A 15,953-nucleotide genomic window follows, 5' to 3' on the forward strand; every position below is an offset into this window, starting at 1 on the left:
TGTGGAGCTGCTATTTCGTGGCGGCGGCGCAAGCCCAGTTGGCGGCGTCGGTCAGCTTGCCGGTGCCAGTGTAGCGGGCCTGCTGGGGATAGGGGCACAGCGGCAGGCTGTGTGGCGCGGTGCTGTCGGACTTGGTGCTGGCGGGGATGGCGTCCGGTGCCTTGCCATGTTCCACCCAGGCTTCGATCGCCGATAGCGTGTCGAACTGATCGGGCCCGATGCCTCCGCTGCAATGCTGCATGCCGGGCACCAGGAACAGCCGCACGCTGGCCTGTGTTTTTGCCACGCCGTGCAGCGCCTGAGCCAGATCGTTATAGAATAGAATTGTGCGAGCGGCGGGAATCGCGGGGTCGCTGGTGCCGTGGTAGAAGATCAGCTTGCGGCCTTGCTGGATGAACGGCAGCAGTTTCGCGGGGTTTTTGGTTTCAGCCGGCCCGTATGTCTTGTCCAGCGCGGCGACCAGCTTGTCGCCCACTGTGTTCGTTTTGGGATCGACATCCAGCCCCAGCATCGATTGTTGCGGCCCCATACCCATCCAGAAGCTGAGTGCCTGGCGGGCGAAGGTCCAGCCGCGCGGGGCGGCGTTGGTGTCGTCGCCCCAGGGTGCCTCCGGCTGGGACAGGTTGGGGGCGGTTTCGCCCAGGCTCCAATAGCTGGCGCCGCGGGGGCCGGACAGGTTGGTGATTGCCCAGCCAGGATATAGGGCGTGGCCATGCCGGTCTCGTACCGCGCTGGTGTAGTCTTGCAGGACCTGCACCTGCTCGGGGCTGAGGCAGTCGGTGGTGTTGCCGGCGTGGCAGATCAGGTCGCTGGCCTTGATCGGGCAGGCGGTGGGGTTCTGCACAAGGCCGTCGGTGGCGCCGTCGATCGCGTCGCATTTGGCGGTGACGATCTTGTCGACCGTCCGTAGTGTCTCAGGCGACAGGTAGGCGGCTTGTGACGACAGCGCGGCCTTCTCCACGGCGAAGCGCAGCAGGGTGGAGTGATAGTCCATCGCCGGATCGCCGGCGATGATGCCGTCGAAATCGGTCGGGTAACGTTCGGCCTCCATCATCGCCATGCGGCCGCCGGTGGAGCAACCGTCGAAATAGGCGTGCTGGACGGGGGCGGCGTAGTAAGCCTGGACGAAGCGCTTGCCGGTGACCGTCACATCGTGCGCCGCGCGATACATGAAATCGACCATCTTCGCTCGATCGGGCTTGCCGTCGGGAGTGCGCAGCCAGCCGGCATCGGTGCCGTTGCCGACGTGGCCGGAGTCCTGGACGATGACGGCGTAACCCTTGCCCAGCGCCGATACGCGGTCCGTGGCGTTGACCGAGGGTGTCAGCGTGCCGGCGTTGCCGCCGACGCCCATCAGGAAGAAGCGTTGCTGCCAGGCGTCAGGTAGTTGCACCAGAAACCGAGCGGAGCCGGGCGGGGCGTTGTCGCCCTTGGTGTCGATGGTGCCTTGAACCGCGCAGTGGGCAGGTGTCGCCGCCGTCGCGGTAGTGGGGGTGGCTTCCGTCACGTGGACGCCGGCGACATGCAGGGCGTTCAGGGCGTCGACGGTGCAATCGGGTTTGGCCAAGGCGCAGGAAGCAGAGCCGGCCAGCAGCAGGGTGGCCAAGGTCACGGTCGTTTTCATGGTGCGCTCGCGTTTCCGGGTCGGGCGGTTTTTCGCCGTTACTGGTATCCCAGCATCTTCGCGGCTGGCCTGCAACGATCGGCCAGACCGGACTTGACAGTGTGGGGCCAATCCGGTTCGGATCGCTTGCTTTCGCATTCTGGAGGAAAACGAACATGGTGCGCGTCGAAATCGCGGTGAAAGGCCTGTTCGCGACGCCGGTCGCGGCGGTCGAGATGCCGGGGGCCGCGGAACTGAACGCCGAATTGGAGCGCACTATCCTGCTGCGGCGTGAACAGACCCGATCGGTGCAGGCATCCAATGCGGGCGGTTGGCATTCCGATCGCGACATCGTCACCTGGGGTGGTGCGCCGATCGCCGCCATCCTGGATGTGGCCAAGGGTGTGGCGACGCAGTTAACCGCCGATCGTCGTGGAGAGCCGGTACAGCCGGTCTGGACGGTGCAGGCGTGGGCCAACGTCAATGGCCCAGGCGACGGCAATATTTGCCATTACCATCCGGGGTCGTTCTGGTCCGGCACGTATTATGTCGCGGATGGCGGCTGCGCCGACGATCCCTCGCTTGGAGGAGAGTTCGAGATGCTGGACCCTCGCGGGCCGGGGCCGGGCATGTATGCGCCGGCGCTGAAATTCGCCGGTGAGGACGGCACGTCGGTGGGCAGCGCCGAGACGATCCGGCCGCGTCCGGGCCTGCTGATGCTGTTTCCATCCTGGCTGTATCATCAGGTGCGGCCCTATCGCGGCACTGGGCTGCGCATTTCGGTCGCTTTCAACCTCGGCATCGCGACACGGGATGCGTGAGGCCGTGGATGGTTCTGGTCACAATTTCTCCCGCCGTCAGAACGAGATCGTCGCCCTGCTGCGGGAAGCCGGGCGGGTCACGGTGGAGGATCTGGCGGCGCATTTCGATGTCTCGCCGCAGACGATCCGTCGCGATCTGAGCGAAATGAGCGAAGCACGGGTGATAACGCGCGTGCACGGCGGGGCGATCGTCGCGTCCAGTGTCGAGAACCTTGCCTATGATGCCCGCAAGCTGGTGGCGCAGCAGCACAAGCGGCTGATCGGAGAGGCGGCTGCTCGGTTAATTCCCGACAATTCCTCGTTGTTCATCAACATCGGCACCACGACGGAGGAGGTCGCCAAGGCTCTGGCCGGGCGGTCGGGGCTGCTGGTGATCACCAATAATCTGAATGTGGCGGCGGAACTTTACCGTAATCGCGCGATCGACGTGATCATCACCGGCGGCAGCGTGCGGCCGACCGATGGCGGGATTGTGGGCGCGACGACGGTGGACCTGATCCGTCAGTTCCGGGTGGACACGGCGGTGATCGGGATTTCAGCGATCGATGAAGATGGGACGCTGCTCGATTTCGATATTCGCGAGGTTCATGTGTCCCGCGCGATCATCGAGAACGCCCGGCGGGTGATCCTGGTGACTGACAGCAGCAAATTCGCCCGTTCCGCGCCGGCGCGCCTGGCCACGCTGGCCGATATCGACGTCCTGGTGACGGATCACCTGCCGTCCCCAGCAATTGCGGCGCTGTGCCGAGCGCGTGAGGTGGAGGTGGTGGAAACGGGCGGGCCGCGGGAGAGCGATATGGTCGGGCCTGATTGATCCAGCCGCCGGCGTTAAGTGGTTCGATAAAACAACACCCGCCCGGATGGCATGATCTGGTTCATCAGGTCGAAATCGCGCAGGTTCCGTGTCAGCACGACGTATCCGCGTTCGAGGGCATGCAGGTAGATCGTGGCGTCGTTCAGTGCCGCGACTTCCTGTCCGGGCTGGAAGCCGCCCAGACGAAAGACCAGTCCGGCCAGAATACCCGCCTCCATCACGACGCCGGCGCTGACGGAGTCCTCAATGCGATGGGGCGGAATGTCGCTGAGCACCCCGGTGAGTGCCGCGAGATGGGCGGATGTGTTCGGATGTGCGGGATTAAGACGTCCGAAGTTGTGCGATAATTCCCCCAGGACCACCGACAGATGCATCAGCCTGCGGGCTCTTAGAAGGTGCTCCACGGGCGGCGGCACGCTGCCTTCCAGCGTGTCCACATAAACGCAGGTGTCGAGGAGGAGCGCCGGTCCAAACCAGGCCGCTGAGTCGGCGAAATCGAGATCGGCGTCGTCTCGGCGCGGCAATGGACGGTCGAAGCGCTCCGGCTTGATCCGCCGCAGCGATCGCGCGAGATCAGTCCGCAGAGAATGTTCCTTTCGGCACCGTGCCCTTTCGCGCGAGCAGCTTTTCCCCGAAGTCGTCCTCCAGAGCGAGCTTGATCAGCGCGTAGGTCAGAAGGTCGGTGTTCACGGAGATACCGCTGACGCGCTTCGCCTGTTGAATCAGGGCTTCGGAGAACCGCCCAGCCATTGTCCGCTGCTTGGGGCCGAGCAATCCGCTCTCCTGGGCGGCTTGAAGGACAAGCGCCCGCTGGTCACCGTGGTCTGATGCGTCATCGGTCATGTCATCCTCCTGTGGGTGATGTATAACATTATTGGCATTCTGTCGAACGATATCAATCTCCGAGCCAATCGCTGTCGACCGACTGCTTGCATTTTCCTTTTATCTGCGCATACGATCAAAACGACCAAACAAATGCGCGAATGCGCATGGCGTGAGGAGACGAACGAACCCGATGGATGCGGCTGGCAGCAGTTCCGAGTACGACCTCGCCATCATTGGCGGCGGCATCAACGGCTGCGGCATCGCCCGTGATGCGGCGGGACGTGGCTGGCGGGTGTTTTTGTGCGATCGGGCGGATTTGGCGTCCGGCACGTCCAGCGCGTCCACAAAGCTGATCCATGGCGGTCTGCGTTACCTGGAGCACTACGAATTCCGCCTGGTGCGCGAGGCACTGATGGAGCGTGAGGTGCTGTGGGGTATCGCGCCACACATTGTCCGGCCGTTGCGCTTCGTCCTGCCGCACCACAAGAAGCTGCGGCCGGCCTGGCTGCTGCGGCTTGGCCTGTTCCTGTACGATCATCTGGGCGGGCGGAAGCGCCTGCCGCCGACACGCAGCTTGCGGCTGGCCACAGACCCGGTTGGTGCATTGCTGAAACCGGAATTCACCCGAGCGTTCGAATACTCCGATTGCTGGGTGGAGGATTCGCGGATGGTGGTGTTGAACGCGCGCGATGCGGCCGATCGCGGAGCGACGATCGCGACGCGCTCGGCGTGCATTTCAGCGGAACGGGTTGGCGGGGTGTGGAACGTTGCACTACGCGATGAGGCGACCGGTGCTGTTCGCACCATCCACGCCAAGGTACTGGTCAACGCCGCCGGCCCCTGGGTGGGCGAGGTGGCCGGTTCGGTCATACGGGCGAATGTTCCAGCCTCGGTGCGTCTGGTGCAGGGCAGCCATATCGTGGTGCGGCGGCTGTACGATCATGAGTCCTGCTACATTTTTCAGAACGCGGACGGACGCATCTTCTTCGTTATTCCGTATGAACGTGACTTTACACTGATCGGCACGACCGACCAGGATTTCACCGGCGATCTTGGCGACGTGCGGGCGAGTGCGGCCGAGATCCGCTATTTGTGCGACTCCACGGGTGCCTATCTGCGCAAGCCGGTCACTCCGGACATGGTGGTCTGGTCGTATTCCGGCGTTCGGCCGCTGTTCGACGATGGGTCCTCGGAACCGCAGGAAGCGACGCGCGACTACGTGCTGAAATTGGATGCGCCCACAGGCGAACCGGCGCTGCTGTCGGTGTTTGGCGGCAAGATCACGACCTACCGGCGGCTGGCGGAATCGGCGCTGGCGATGTTGCAACCGCATCTGCCGGTCGCGTCCGAACGGGCGGCGGGGTGGACTGGGCTGGTGACGCTGCCGGGCGGCAATTTTCCGGTGGATGGGTTCGAGGCCCAATTCACTGCCGCGGCGGCTCGCTATCCGTTCGTGCCGGAAGCGACCGTGCGGCGGTTGTCGCGAGCGTACGGCACCCGGATCGATGCCGTGCTGAGCGGCGCGACCAGCATGGCCGATCTGGGCCGTGTCTTCGGCGCCGATCTGACGGAAGCGGAACTGCGCTACCTGGTACGGGCTGAATGGGCGCGTACCGCCGAGGATGTGGTGTGGCGGCGCAGTAAACTTGGCCTGCGTCTGTCGGCGGAACAAATCGCCGCGGTCGACGACGCGATTCATTGGATGATGCAGGAAGGAATGGCCAGTATCCCATGAGTCTGGTGTTGGACAATATTGGCCTGACGGCTGGCCAGGACACGATCATCGACAGCGTCTCGCTGACCCTGCGGCGCGGGACGATGAACGTGCTGCTGGGTCCGACGCTGGCCGGCAAGACAACGCTGATGCGGCTGATGGCGGGCCTGGATCAGCCGACCAGCGGACGGTTGTTGCTGGACGGCAAGGACGTGACCGGGATTCCGGTGCGGAAGCGGTCCGTAGCCATGGTCTATCAGCAGTTCGTCAACTACCCCAGCTTGTCGGTTTTCGAAAACATCGCCTCGCCACTACGGGTTGCTCGGTTGCCGAAGGGTGAGATCAAGGCGCGGGTGCGGCATGCGGCCGGGCTGCTGCGGTTGGAGAACCTGCTGGATCGCATGCCGGCGCAGCTTTCCGGCGGCCAACAGCAGCGCACGGCCATCGCTCGCGCCCTGGTTAAACGCGCCGATCTGGTGCTGCTGGATGAGCCGCTGGCCAACCTCGATTACAAGCTGCGCGAGGAACTGCGGGAACAACTGCCGCCCATCTTCGCCGAAAGCAACGCGATCCTGGTCTATGCGACGACCGAACCGACCGAGGCGCTGCTGTTGGGAGGCGAGACGGCGACGGTGTGGGAAGGACGGGTGACGCAGCACGGTCCGACCTCGGAGGTTTATCGCCGGCCGGAGAACCTCACCGCGGCGCGGGTGTTTTCCGATCCGCCGTTGAACGAATTGTTCGTCATCAAGCGCGGCGCGGTGATCGAGACCTCGACCGGTCGGCAATTGCCGGCCATCGGTGTGTTGGCGAACCTGCCGGACGGGCGCTATCGGGTCGGGTTCCGTTGCGATGGCGCGACCGTCGGCGGCGGGGGAGCGGGGATGCTGGGATTTCCGGGCGTCGTTTCGGTCACCGAACTCAGCGGATCGGAGAGCTTTGTTCATGTCGATGTCGGCCTGGGCACCTGGGTGTGCTTGGTGCGCGGCGTGCACGACTGGCAACCGGGTGCGCCCGCCGAGGTATCCGTCGACATGCAGCGTTGCTTCGTCTTCGACACGTCGGAAACCCTGGCGGCGTCGCCCGCCATGGCAGCATCGGCCTGACCATGACACGCATCACCCTCGACGGCATCGCCCACGCCTACACACGACAACCGCGCAGTGAGAAGGACTATGCGCTGCGGCCGCTGCACCATGTGTGGGAGCAGGGGATGGCCTACGCCCTGCTGGGGCCGTCCGGCTGTGGCAAGACGACGCTGCTGAATATCATCTCCGGGCTGATCATTCCATCGGAAGGGCGGTTGCTGTTCGATGATCGCGATGTGACGCGGTTGCCGACCGAACAGCGTAATATTGCGCAGGTGTTTCAGTTTCCGGTGATCTACGACACGATGACGGTGGCTGAAAACCTCGCGTTTCCCCTACGGAATCGCAAAATGCCCGCTGCTGCTATCACCGCTCGGGTCGCGGAGATCGCCGCGATGCTGGAACTGACGGCGGACCTGAAGCGTCGGGCGCGCGGGCTGACGGCGGATGCGAAGCAGAAGATCTCCCTCGGTCGCGGCCTGGTGCGTTCCGACGTGTCGGCCGTGCTGTTCGATGAACCGCTGACGGTGATCGATCCGGCGCTGAAATGGGAGTTGCGGTCGAAGCTGAAGGCGGTGCATCGGGCGCTCGATCTGCTGATGATCTATGTGACGCACGACCAGACCGAGGCACTGACCTTTGCCGATCGGGTGGTGGTGATGAACGAGGGCCAGGCGGTGCAGATCGGCACGCCGGAGGAACTGTTCGAAAAGCCCGACCATACGTTTGTCGGCTATTTCATTGGGTCGCCGGGCATGAATTTCCTGCCGGCTCGGGTGGACGGCAACCGAGCCTATGCCGGCGGCGGGGAAATTGTGTTGGGCGCCGGGTATCCGGCGCTGTCCGAGGCGGTGCGGATCGGCGTGCGTCCGGACTTCGTGACGCTGACGCCGGGTGCTGGCCTGAAGGTCCAGGTGCGCCGGGTCGATGATTTCGGCCGTAAGCGCTTGGCGCATGTCAGCCTGGGCGGGGTGCCGCTGGTGGCGACCATTCCCGCCGATATGCAAAGTGTCGGCACCGAAGCCAACGTCAGCTTCGATGCCGCGCATGTGCTGGTCTACCAGAATGAGGTTCGTGTCGAGGGGATCGCGGCATGATGGATAAACCAACGAATAATCGTGCCTGGTTCTTTGTACTGCCGGTGCTGGCGCTGGTACTGTTCTCCTCCATCGTTCCGATGATGACGGTGGTGAACTATTCGGTTCAGGACTCGATGGGGGTGAACAACTTCTTCTGGAATGGCGACGCGTGGTTCCGCGATCTGCTGGATCCAACCAGCGAAATCGGCGCGCGCTTCGCCGGCGCGCTGATGCGGACGTTCGCGTTTTCCGCCGCCGCGCTGGCGGTCGAGGTGCCGTTGGGGATCGCGGTGGCGCTGTGCCTGCCCAGGCGCGGCTGGGCGGTCGGCCTGTCGCTGGTGGTCACCGCGCTGCCAATGCTGATCCCCTGGAACGTCGTTGGCATGATGTGGCAGATTTTTGCCAGGCAGGATATCGGCCTGTTCGGCGCCGTGCTGACGGGGATTGGGCTGCCATACAACGTCACGCAGGACCCGGTGTCCGCGTGGATCACGATCGTGGTCATCGATGTCTGGCACTGGACGCCGATGGTCATCCTGCTGAGTTATGCGGGTCTGCGCGCGATCCCGGACGCCTACTATCAGGCGGCTCGTATCGACGGTGCCAGCCGTTGGGCGGTGTTCGTCAACATCGAGTTGCCGAAGCTGCAGAAGGTGTTGGTGATCGCAGTACTGCTGCGCTTCATGCAGACCTTCATGATCTACACCGAACCGGTTGTCGTCACCGGTGGGGGACCCGGGAATGCAACCACATTCCTGTCGATCGACCTGGTGAAGATCGCCATCGGGCAGGTTGATGTGGGCAGCGCCGCCGCGATGTCTCTGGTGTATTACATCATCATCCTGACCGCCTGCTGGATATTCTTCACGGTCATGACGCAACTCGATCGCCGGAGGGACACCTGATGCGCTCGGTTGTCGGTCCCCGGATCGCGCTGATCATCTATCTGGTCGCGCTGATGCTGCCGGTTTACTGGCTGATCAACCTCAGCCTGCGCACAAATGCCGACATCATGTCGGGGATGGCGTTGTGGCCGCATCATCCGACGCTGGAGAAATACCGAGCGATTTTTGAGGACCGGACGTGGGTGCATGCGTTCGGTGTGTCGCTGACCTATGTCGCGATCAACACGGTGATTTCGGTGACCGTGGCGTTGCCCGCGGCGTATGCTTTCAACCGGTATCATTTCATCGGCGACAAGCACCTGTTCTTCTGGCTGCTGACCAACCTGATGGCGCCGTCGGCGGTGTTCGCGCTGCCGTTTTTCAACCTGTTCTATGCGGTGGGCCTGTTCGACACCGTTTGGGCGGTGGCGTTGGCGCATTGTCTGTTCAATGTGCCTCTGGCGGTATGGATTTTGGAGGGCTTCGTCGGCGGCGTGCCGCGCGAAATCGATGAGACGGCGGCGATCGACGGTTACTCGTTTCCGCGCTTCTTTATCAAGCTGTTCCTGCCGCTGATCGCCAACGGCATCGGTGTCACCGCGTTCTTTTGCTTCATGTTCTCCTGGGTGGAGCAATTGCTAGCCACGACGTTGACATCGGCCAATGCGCTGCCGTTCGCGGCGGTGATGACGCGCAGCTACTCGGCGTCCGGCATGGACTGGGCGCTGCTGTCCGCCGCCGGCGTGCTGACCATGGTGCCGGGTGCGGTGGTGATCTGGTTCGTGCGCAATCACATCGCCAAGGGCTTTGCCCTTGGCCGGGTCTAGGGAGGGACGCGATGTTCGCCTGGATGGCATGGACCTGGGCGACGGCGGCGTTTTTTGGCTGCGTCGCCGTGGCGCTAATCATTCTGACCTTGCTGGCGATCTATCGGCCGGAAACGCCGCGCTCAGGCATTCTCCGGTTTCCGACGACGCGAGGTGACCGGTTCTTCGTCAGCCTGCTGGGGTCGGCGTTCATCTTCATCATCTGGATGCGGCTGGGCGGGGGGGACCTTTGGTACCCGTTCGCCGGATCCATCGTTTACGGAATCGCGATGTTTCGTTTCGCGTGAAACTATCCCGAGCATGGGGCTGGGGAAATAGAGGGGAAACAGACATGGATACGACACGGCGTAGCGTATTGAAGGGAGCCGCCGCCACTGCTGGGACGGCCGCGGCGGTGGGTGGCGCAGCGATCCTGACCTCGACACCGTCCTACGCGCAGCAGGTGGATGCCGCGAAGAAGTGGGTGGACTCCGAATTCCAGCCGTCGACGCTGAACAAGGATCAGCAGATGGCGGAGATGGAATGGTTCATCAAGGTGTCCGCTCCGTTCAAGGGTATGAAACTGAGCTGTGTTTCAGAAATCCTGAGTATTCACGAGTATGAATCGAAGACGCTGACGAAGGCGTTCGCGGACATCACCGGCATTCAGGTCAACCATGAGCTGATGGACGAAGGCTTGCTGGTGGATAAGATCGAGGTCGAAATCCAGTCGGGTAAGCCGATCTACGACTTCTGGATGAACGATTCGGACTTTATCGGCACGCATCCTCGGTACAAGGACATCGTCGGCGGCTCGCTGACGGATTTCATGGCGAACGATGCCAAGGACATCACCAATCCGAACCTGGATCTGAACGATTTCATCGGGCTTTCGTTCGCGACGTTCACGGATGGCAAGTTGTATCAGTTGCCGGACCAGCAGTTCGCCAATCTGTACTGGTTCCGGTATGACTGGTTCCAGAAGCCGGAGCTGAAAGCGCAGTTCAAGCAGAAATACGGGTATGAACTGGGCGTGCCGGTCAACTGGTCGGCGTATGAGGACATCGCCGATTTCTTCACCAACCAGGTCAAGCAAATCGACGGCGTCCGCGTCTATGGCCACATGGACTACGGCAAGAAGGATCCGTCCCTGGGCTGGCGCTTTACCGACGCCTGGCTGTCGATGGCGGGTTCGGGCGATCGCGGCCTGCCGAACGGCAAGCCGGTGGACGAATGGGGCATCCGGATGGAGGACGGCATTCCGCGCGGTTCCTCGATCACGCGCGGCGGCGACGCCAACGGGCCGGCGGCCGTTTATGCAACGACCAAGTTCGTCGAGTGGCTGAAGAAGTATGCGCCGCCGGAAGCGGCCGGCATGGACTTCCTGGAAGCCGGTGCGGTGCCGGGCCAGGGCCATATCGCGCAACAGATCTTCTGGTACAGCGCGTTTACCCATGCCCTGTCCGATCCGAAGCTGCCGGTGATGAACGCCGACGGCACGCCGAAATGGCGCATGGCCCCCAGCCCGCATGGTGCGTATTGGAAGGAGGGCATGAAGCTGGGCTACCAGGACATGGGTTGCTGGACCATGCTGAAATACGCGCCGATGGAGCGTGTGAAGGCTGGCTGGCTGTATGCCCAGTTCTGCGTCTCCAAGACGGTGACGCTGAAGAAGGCGGTGACGTCGCTGCACGTGATCCGGGAAAGCGATATCTGGTCCGACGCGATGACTCAACTGGCGCCCAAGGTCGGCGGACTGGTGGAATTCTATCGCAGCCCGGCGCGCAAACTGTGGACTCCTACGGGTGTCAACGTGCCGGAATATGGCAAGCTGGCGCAGGTGTGGTGGCAGAACGTGTCGAAGGCGATCTCGGGGGAGGCGACGCCGCAGCAGGCGATGGATGGCCTGGCCCGCGATCAGGACGCGATCATGACGCGACTGGAGAAATCCGGCGCGCAGGGGGCACTGGGTCCGAAGATGAACCCGGAGAAGACCGCCGAGTACTGGTATGACCGAGCGGTGAAGGACGGCAACCTGGCGCCGCAGCGGAAGCTTGCCAATGAGAAGCCGAAAGGCGAGACCATCGACTACGACGAACTGATCAAGACCTGGGCAGCGTCGCCGCCGCCGAAGAAGGCCTGATACTGTCGTTGCGCCGTTGTGTCATTACCGGGCCAGCCTCGGTGATGACACAGGGTGCGGCTTTACGGGCAGCCTGCTTCCCGGTGTGATCGCCGGGTCAAGGTCCCTGGGCGTCAGGATAGCGAGGATAGGGAAAAGGATTTGGCCGGCCGGAACACTCTCACCGTCATGGCCGGGACAATGCCCGGCCATGTCGGTTAGGTCGGCGTCGGTTCGGCCAGGCAATTCTCGATCCACCGCCTACCCCGATGCTATGAGGCTTGGCCCGGCCATGACACGGGGGCTAGGCCGACACCTGGTCTTAGAGCCTATAGGGCACCGCCCTCCTAACCCCTGAAGGACCAACAACCATGCCCCGGCACATCCTTGTCATCGACCAGGGCACGACCTCGACAAGAAGCATCGTGTTCGACGCCGCGGTCGCGCCGGTGGCGACGGTCCAGCAGGAATTCAACCAGATTTATCCGCGGCCTGGCTGGGTTGAGCATGATCCGGAGGATATCTGGACCTCGGTGCTGGCGACCGCGCGGCGGGTGTTGGCTGATGCCGGTCTGACGGCGACGGATGTCGCGGCGCTGGGCATCACCAACCAGCGGGAAACGGTGGTGGTGTGGGATCGCCGGACCGGGCGAGCGATTCATAACGCCATCGTCTGGCAGGATCGCCGCACCGCGGATCTTTGCGAGCGACTGGAGCAGGCTGGGCACGGTGATATGGTCGCCGCCCGCACCGGCTTGCGGCTCGATCCGTATTTTTCGGCGACCAAGATCGCCTGGCTGCTGGATACGGTGGACGGCGCTCGGGCGGCGGCCGAGGCCGGGCATCTGGCGTTCGGCACGGTGGACAGTTTCCTGCTGTGGCGGCTGACCGAAGGCGCTGCGCATGCCACGGACGCTACGAACGCATCGCGCACGCTGCTGTTCGACATCCATCGCGGTGCCTGGGACGACGAACTGCTAGCGCTGTTCGACATTCCCCGCGCCATGCTGCCGGAGGTGCGGGATAGCGCCGGCACGTTCGGCACCGCCACGGCGGCGCAATTCGGGGGGCCGATCGCCATTCGCGGCGTCGCGGGGGATCAGCAGGCCGCTTTGATCGGCCAGGCATGTTTTCACCCGGGCATGGTCAAATCCACCTATGGCACCGGTTGTTTCGCACTGCTGAACACCGGACGGCAGGCGATCGTTAGTCGCCATCGGCTGGTCACGACCATCGCCTATCAGTTCGACGGGCAGCGTACCTACGCGCTGGAAGGGTCGATCTTCGTCGCCGGTGCGGCGGTGCAGTGGCTGCGCGACGGCATCGGACTGATTGCCTCCGCGGCCGAGACGGGGGCCTTGGCGGCCGAGGCCGACCCGGGGCAGGACGTCTATATGGTGCCTGCCTTTGTCGGTCTGGGCGCACCGCACTGGGACAGTGAAGCCCGAGCGCTGCTGACCGGCATGACTCGGGGGACGACGCGGAAGGAACTGGCGCGCGCGGTGCTGGAATGTGTCGGCTACCAGACCAAGGACCTATTGGATGCCATGCAGGCCGATCTGGGTGCCGATTGGTCCGGCACCCGGCCGGTGATCCGGGTCGATGGCGGCATGAGCGCGAGCGACTGGACCATGCAGTTTCTCGCCGACATCCTGGCCGCGCCGGTGGACCGGCCCACGTGCCTGGAAACCACGGCCCTGGGCGCCGCGTACCTGGCCGGGATGGCGGCGGGTCTCTATCCCGATGCCGATACATTCGCGGCGACGTGGTCCGGCGAGCGGCGGTTCGCGCCGATGATGGCGGCACCCGAACGCGACCGAAAATATCGCGGCTGGCGGGATGCGATGGCGCGTGCGCTGTTGCGGCCCTGACGCCGCCGGTGCATCACGCTGTCCATGCGTATCGTCTTCCGTTGCGATCCCGCGCTTGCCGATCATCTTCCGCGGCCTATCCCGGCTCGTGAAGCCCTGCCGGATTGGCTGCGCGCGATGCAGCCCCGTGCGCATTCGCCGACGCATGGGCAAGATGTGCGCACCGTCAAGCAATGCCCGCCCTTCGTCGACGCGATGACCTATGGCTTCGTCATCCCGTTGCCCTGCGACGTGACCGTGCGCGACGGGGCGCTATCCTGGGATTGGGATGTGCCGACGCCGTCGGTTCACGCCCATCCGCGTTCACCGATCAGCTTCCACGTCCCGGAACAGGTGCTGGGCACGCCGCTGCATCACCCCAATCGTGTTCTGGTCAAATTCAATAGTTTCTGGACGATCGAACTGGAGCCGGGTTGGTCGCTGTTCGCAACACATCCGGTCAATCGGGAGGACCTGCCGTTCCGCCTGGTGACCGGCTTGGTGGATGCCGACCGATTCAGCGATGTCGGCATCCTGTTTCCGGCGGTCTGGACCGATCCGACTTTCAGCGGAACATTGCCGCGCGGCACGCCGGTGGCGCAGTGCTTCGCGGTGCCTCGGGAAATACCCGAGATGGTGTTCGAGGCATTTTCGGCTGAGGCAGCCGCGCGCTACGACGCGACTGCGGAGACTCTGCTGAGCACGCCGGGCGTCTATCGCCGCCGGTTCCGTGCGCGGCGTCTACGCGCCAAGCGCCCGGCGGAAAGCAGTGGGATCGAGCCATAGCATGCCGGTGCGTGCCGCCGTGATCGCCTGGGCGACCCGGCTGAATGAGTCGGGGCGGATGCGGATGGCGGATCGGTAAGCGTCGATCGCGGCCGGCATGTCGCCCTGGCGCTGCAGGGCGATGCCGAGGTTGACGGCGGCCTCGGCGAAATCAGGCCGGTGCTGCAACGCTGCCTGATAGGCGGTGATCGCTGCCTTTTCATCGTTCAGGTCCTGGCAGGTAAGACCGAGCGCGAACCAGGCGCCCGCGGCGGTCGGGTCGAGGGTGACGGCTTGTTGCAGTGCCGTTCGTGCCTCGGTCATCCGGCCGGCGTCGCGCAGCAGCAGGCCGCGGCCGAATTGGGCGTCTGCCAGGGTGGGGTCTGCCAGCGCGGCTCGGGTGAAAGCGACGAGTGCGGCGGCGGGTTTTCGTGCGCGCTGTAGGGCGAGGCCAAGGTGCTGCCATTCGGCCGCCTGGGTCCGATGGCGCGCGGCCAGCAGATCCAGCATGGCGTCGAGCGACTTGTCGCCCAGATCGAGCAGTGTCCGGCACAGCAGGAACGCGGGTTCGGCAAGATCGGGTGCTCGTGCCACGGCTTCGCGCAACGGCGTCACCGCCTGATCTTGTGTGCCGGCGGCGATCGCTGCCCGGGCGGCGAGGACCAGCGAGGCCACGTGGCCGGGGCGTATGGTCAGGCTTTGGCGGATGCTGCTCAGTGCCTCGTTCGGGTTGCCGGTGCGCAGGGCAAGGGTGGCGTGCAGTTGCAATACCGCAGGATCGTCGGGCCGGGCGCGCCGCAGTTCGTTGCAGGCTAAAGCCGCTGCGTCGAGGTTTCCGGCATTTACGTGCGCGACGGCGGCACGGAAGATCTGCTCGAAGAGGGTGTGAGGTATAGGGTTCATCTCGGGTCGCCTGGGGCCATGGGCGACTTTAAGACAGATCATGCGGATTGGAAATGACCCGACGGTGCCGGCAGCAGGCTACGACCACTATTGTGGTGCCCAAAAATAAAATGTGGAGCCTATTCTATAAGGCCGGGGACTCTATTATAGACGCAATGAAGTGATCCGTTTTGGACAGTCTCCACCCGATAGAAAAGCAAAACGCATCGTCGTTACAGGTTTCGCCGTTGCGGCGACATCCATCGATAATAATATTTCGCCGCCACTTGCCCATCTACACGAGGGTCATGGAGGTGTATCGTCAATCGTCGGCCAGTTTCCACCAGACACAATTAAGCAGGATGAAAATCCTGCCCGACTGCCGCCAACGAAAACCACCGATAAAACAAACGAGAAACAGCCGCTATCGTGGCGGTTTCTGGCGTTTGCGGGTACATCTGTAACGACGATTCGCTACAAATGCAACTGGTGAACAGGGGATAACCACACATTTTTTTGATCGTCAGAAAACCTACCGTAAAGCCCCTGCCGGTTCAAGGCCCGAAGATGGCCGCGCGCAACATATTGCAATGCCGAGATTAGTGTTGGAAGTGGACAACCGATCACGGATTTGAGTAAGGTTAAAACGCACAGACAAAATCGGCTAGTATTTCCTGCCGATCATAGAGTGAGATTGCTC

16 protein-coding genes are annotated in these 15,953 nt (G+C 63.4%); 12 read left to right on the forward strand and 4 right to left on the reverse strand.

Going from position 1 to position 15,953, the window contains the following annotated elements:
• Positions 1–10 precede the first annotated feature (10 nt).
• Positions 11–1,624 carry a tannase/feruloyl esterase family alpha/beta hydrolase gene (locus GSQ89_RS06365; RefSeq protein WP_158923161.1) on the reverse strand — a complete coding sequence of 538 codons (1,614 nt, stop codon included), beginning with the start codon at positions 1,622–1,624 and terminating at the stop codon, positions 11–13.
• 155 nt (positions 1,625–1,779) lie between these two features.
• On the opposite strand from GSQ89_RS06365, the gene GSQ89_RS06370 reads away from it, so the two are divergent.
• Both GSQ89_RS06370 and GSQ89_RS06375 read left to right on the forward strand, forming a co-directional pair.
• Complete coding sequence (locus GSQ89_RS06370; protein WP_158923163.1) at positions 1,780–2,424, forward strand: 2OG-Fe(II) oxygenase family protein; 645 nt, start codon at positions 1,780–1,782, stop codon at positions 2,422–2,424.
• 4 nt (positions 2,425–2,428) lie between these two features.
• Positions 2,429–3,238 (forward strand): DeoR/GlpR family DNA-binding transcription regulator, encoded by an 810-nt coding sequence (locus GSQ89_RS06375; protein WP_254073100.1) that lies wholly within the window; start codon positions 2,429–2,431, stop codon positions 3,236–3,238.
• Positions 3,239–3,252: 14 nt separating this feature from the next.
• On the opposite strand, the gene GSQ89_RS06380 is transcribed toward GSQ89_RS06375, so the two are convergent.
• Together GSQ89_RS06380 and GSQ89_RS06385 are read right to left on the reverse strand one after the other, a co-directional pair.
• Positions 3,253–3,762, reverse strand: a complete 510-nt coding sequence (locus tag GSQ89_RS06380; protein WP_254073101.1) for a type II toxin-antitoxin system VapC family toxin — start codon at positions 3,760–3,762, stop codon at positions 3,253–3,255.
• A gap of 49 nt (positions 3,763–3,811) precedes the next feature.
• A complete protein-coding gene (locus tag GSQ89_RS06385; protein ID WP_158923167.1) occupies positions 3,812–4,081 on the reverse strand; it encodes a hypothetical protein in 270 nt (89 codons plus the stop codon).
• Between the two features lie 172 nt (positions 4,082–4,253).
• Between GSQ89_RS06385 and glpD the strand changes: the two genes are divergently transcribed.
• The 9 genes from glpD to GSQ89_RS06430 all read left to right on the forward strand — a co-directional run bounded on the left by glpD (position 4,254) and on the right by GSQ89_RS06430 (position 14,392).
• Positions 4,254–5,798, forward strand: coding sequence for a glycerol-3-phosphate dehydrogenase (gene glpD, locus GSQ89_RS06390; RefSeq protein WP_158923169.1), 1,545 nt, complete (start codon positions 4,254–4,256; stop codon positions 5,796–5,798).
• A complete protein-coding gene (locus tag GSQ89_RS06395; RefSeq protein ID WP_158923171.1) occupies positions 5,795–6,883 on the forward strand; it encodes an ABC transporter ATP-binding protein in 1,089 nt (362 codons plus the stop codon). The genes glpD and GSQ89_RS06395 overlap by 4 nt, the downstream gene beginning before the upstream one ends.
• A 2-nt stretch (positions 6,884–6,885) precedes the next feature.
• Positions 6,886–7,962, forward strand: a complete 1,077-nt coding sequence (locus GSQ89_RS06400; RefSeq protein WP_158923173.1) for an ABC transporter ATP-binding protein — start codon at positions 6,886–6,888, stop codon at positions 7,960–7,962.
• Positions 7,959–8,849 (forward strand): carbohydrate ABC transporter permease, encoded by an 891-nt coding sequence (locus GSQ89_RS06405; protein ID WP_371734219.1) that lies wholly within the window; start codon positions 7,959–7,961, stop codon positions 8,847–8,849. Before GSQ89_RS06400 ends, GSQ89_RS06405 begins: the two co-directional genes overlap by 4 nt.
• On the forward strand, positions 8,849–9,655 hold the full coding sequence (locus tag GSQ89_RS06410; protein WP_158923177.1) for a carbohydrate ABC transporter permease: 807 nt from the start codon (positions 8,849–8,851) through the stop codon (positions 9,653–9,655). Before GSQ89_RS06405 ends, GSQ89_RS06410 begins: the two co-directional genes overlap by 1 nt.
• A gap of 11 nt (positions 9,656–9,666) precedes the next feature.
• Positions 9,667–9,942, forward strand: a complete 276-nt coding sequence (locus GSQ89_RS06415) for a DUF2160 domain-containing protein (protein ID WP_158923179.1) — start codon at positions 9,667–9,669, stop codon at positions 9,940–9,942.
• A 44-nt stretch (positions 9,943–9,986) separates the two neighbouring features.
• The gene (locus tag GSQ89_RS06420; protein ID WP_158923181.1) at positions 9,987–11,777 is read left to right on the forward strand and encodes an ABC transporter substrate-binding protein; all 1,791 of its coding nucleotides are present in this window, start codon (positions 9,987–9,989) and stop codon (positions 11,775–11,777) included.
• A gap of 350 nt (positions 11,778–12,127) precedes the next feature.
• Positions 12,128–13,627 (forward strand): glycerol kinase GlpK, encoded by a 1,500-nt coding sequence (gene glpK / locus GSQ89_RS06425; RefSeq protein WP_158923182.1) that lies wholly within the window; start codon positions 12,128–12,130, stop codon positions 13,625–13,627.
• Positions 13,628–13,651: 24 nt separating this feature from the next.
• Positions 13,652–14,392: a hypothetical protein gene (locus GSQ89_RS06430; protein WP_158923184.1), complete on the forward strand. Its 741-nt coding sequence runs from the start codon at positions 13,652–13,654 to the stop codon at positions 14,390–14,392.
• Here the strand turns inward: GSQ89_RS06430 and GSQ89_RS06435 are convergent.
• The gene (locus tag GSQ89_RS06435; protein ID WP_158923186.1) at positions 14,348–15,274 is read right to left on the reverse strand and encodes a tetratricopeptide repeat protein; all 927 of its coding nucleotides are present in this window, start codon (positions 15,272–15,274) and stop codon (positions 14,348–14,350) included. The two genes, GSQ89_RS06430 and GSQ89_RS06435, sit on opposite strands and share 45 nt — an antisense overlap.
• A 160-nt stretch (positions 15,275–15,434) precedes the next feature.
• Between GSQ89_RS06435 and GSQ89_RS06440 the strand changes: the two genes are divergently transcribed.
• Positions 15,435–15,746, forward strand: a complete 312-nt coding sequence (locus GSQ89_RS06440; protein WP_158923188.1) for a hypothetical protein — start codon at positions 15,435–15,437, stop codon at positions 15,744–15,746.
• The last annotated feature ends 207 nt before the right edge of the window (positions 15,747–15,953 follow it).

Source organism: Acidisphaera sp. S103 (assembly GCF_009765975.1).
In the GTDB taxonomy this organism is placed as follows: Bacteria; Pseudomonadota; Alphaproteobacteria; order Acetobacterales; family Acetobacteraceae; genus Rhodopila.

Excerpts from the sequence above, each read along its gene's own strand:
- GSQ89_RS06365 (WP_158923161.1), bottom strand. The coding sequence starts at position 1,624 with ATGAAAACGACCGTGACCTTGGCCACCCTGCTGCTGGCCGGCTCTGCT.
- GSQ89_RS06370 (WP_158923163.1), top strand. The coding sequence starts at position 1,780 with ATGGTGCGCGTCGAAATCGCGGTGAAAGGCCTGTTCGCGACGCCGGTC.
- GSQ89_RS06385 (WP_158923167.1), bottom strand. The coding sequence starts at position 4,081 with ATGACCGATGACGCATCAGACCACGGTGACCAGCGGGCGCTTGTCCTT.
- glpD (WP_158923169.1), top strand. The coding sequence starts at position 4,254 with ATGGATGCGGCTGGCAGCAGTTCCGAGTACGACCTCGCCATCATTGGC.
- GSQ89_RS06395 (WP_158923171.1), top strand. The coding sequence starts at position 5,795 with ATGAGTCTGGTGTTGGACAATATTGGCCTGACGGCTGGCCAGGACACG.
- GSQ89_RS06400 (WP_158923173.1), top strand. The coding sequence starts at position 6,886 with ATGACACGCATCACCCTCGACGGCATCGCCCACGCCTACACACGACAA.
- GSQ89_RS06405 (WP_371734219.1), top strand. The coding sequence starts at position 7,959 with ATGATGGATAAACCAACGAATAATCGTGCCTGGTTCTTTGTACTGCCG.
- GSQ89_RS06410 (WP_158923177.1), top strand. The coding sequence starts at position 8,849 with ATGCGCTCGGTTGTCGGTCCCCGGATCGCGCTGATCATCTATCTGGTC.
- GSQ89_RS06415 (WP_158923179.1), top strand. The coding sequence starts at position 9,667 with ATGTTCGCCTGGATGGCATGGACCTGGGCGACGGCGGCGTTTTTTGGC.
- GSQ89_RS06420 (WP_158923181.1), top strand. The coding sequence starts at position 9,987 with ATGGATACGACACGGCGTAGCGTATTGAAGGGAGCCGCCGCCACTGCT.
- glpK (WP_158923182.1), top strand. The coding sequence starts at position 12,128 with ATGCCCCGGCACATCCTTGTCATCGACCAGGGCACGACCTCGACAAGA.
- GSQ89_RS06430 (WP_158923184.1), top strand. The coding sequence starts at position 13,652 with ATGCGTATCGTCTTCCGTTGCGATCCCGCGCTTGCCGATCATCTTCCG.
- GSQ89_RS06435 (WP_158923186.1), bottom strand. The coding sequence starts at position 15,274 with ATGAACCCTATACCTCACACCCTCTTCGAGCAGATCTTCCGTGCCGCC.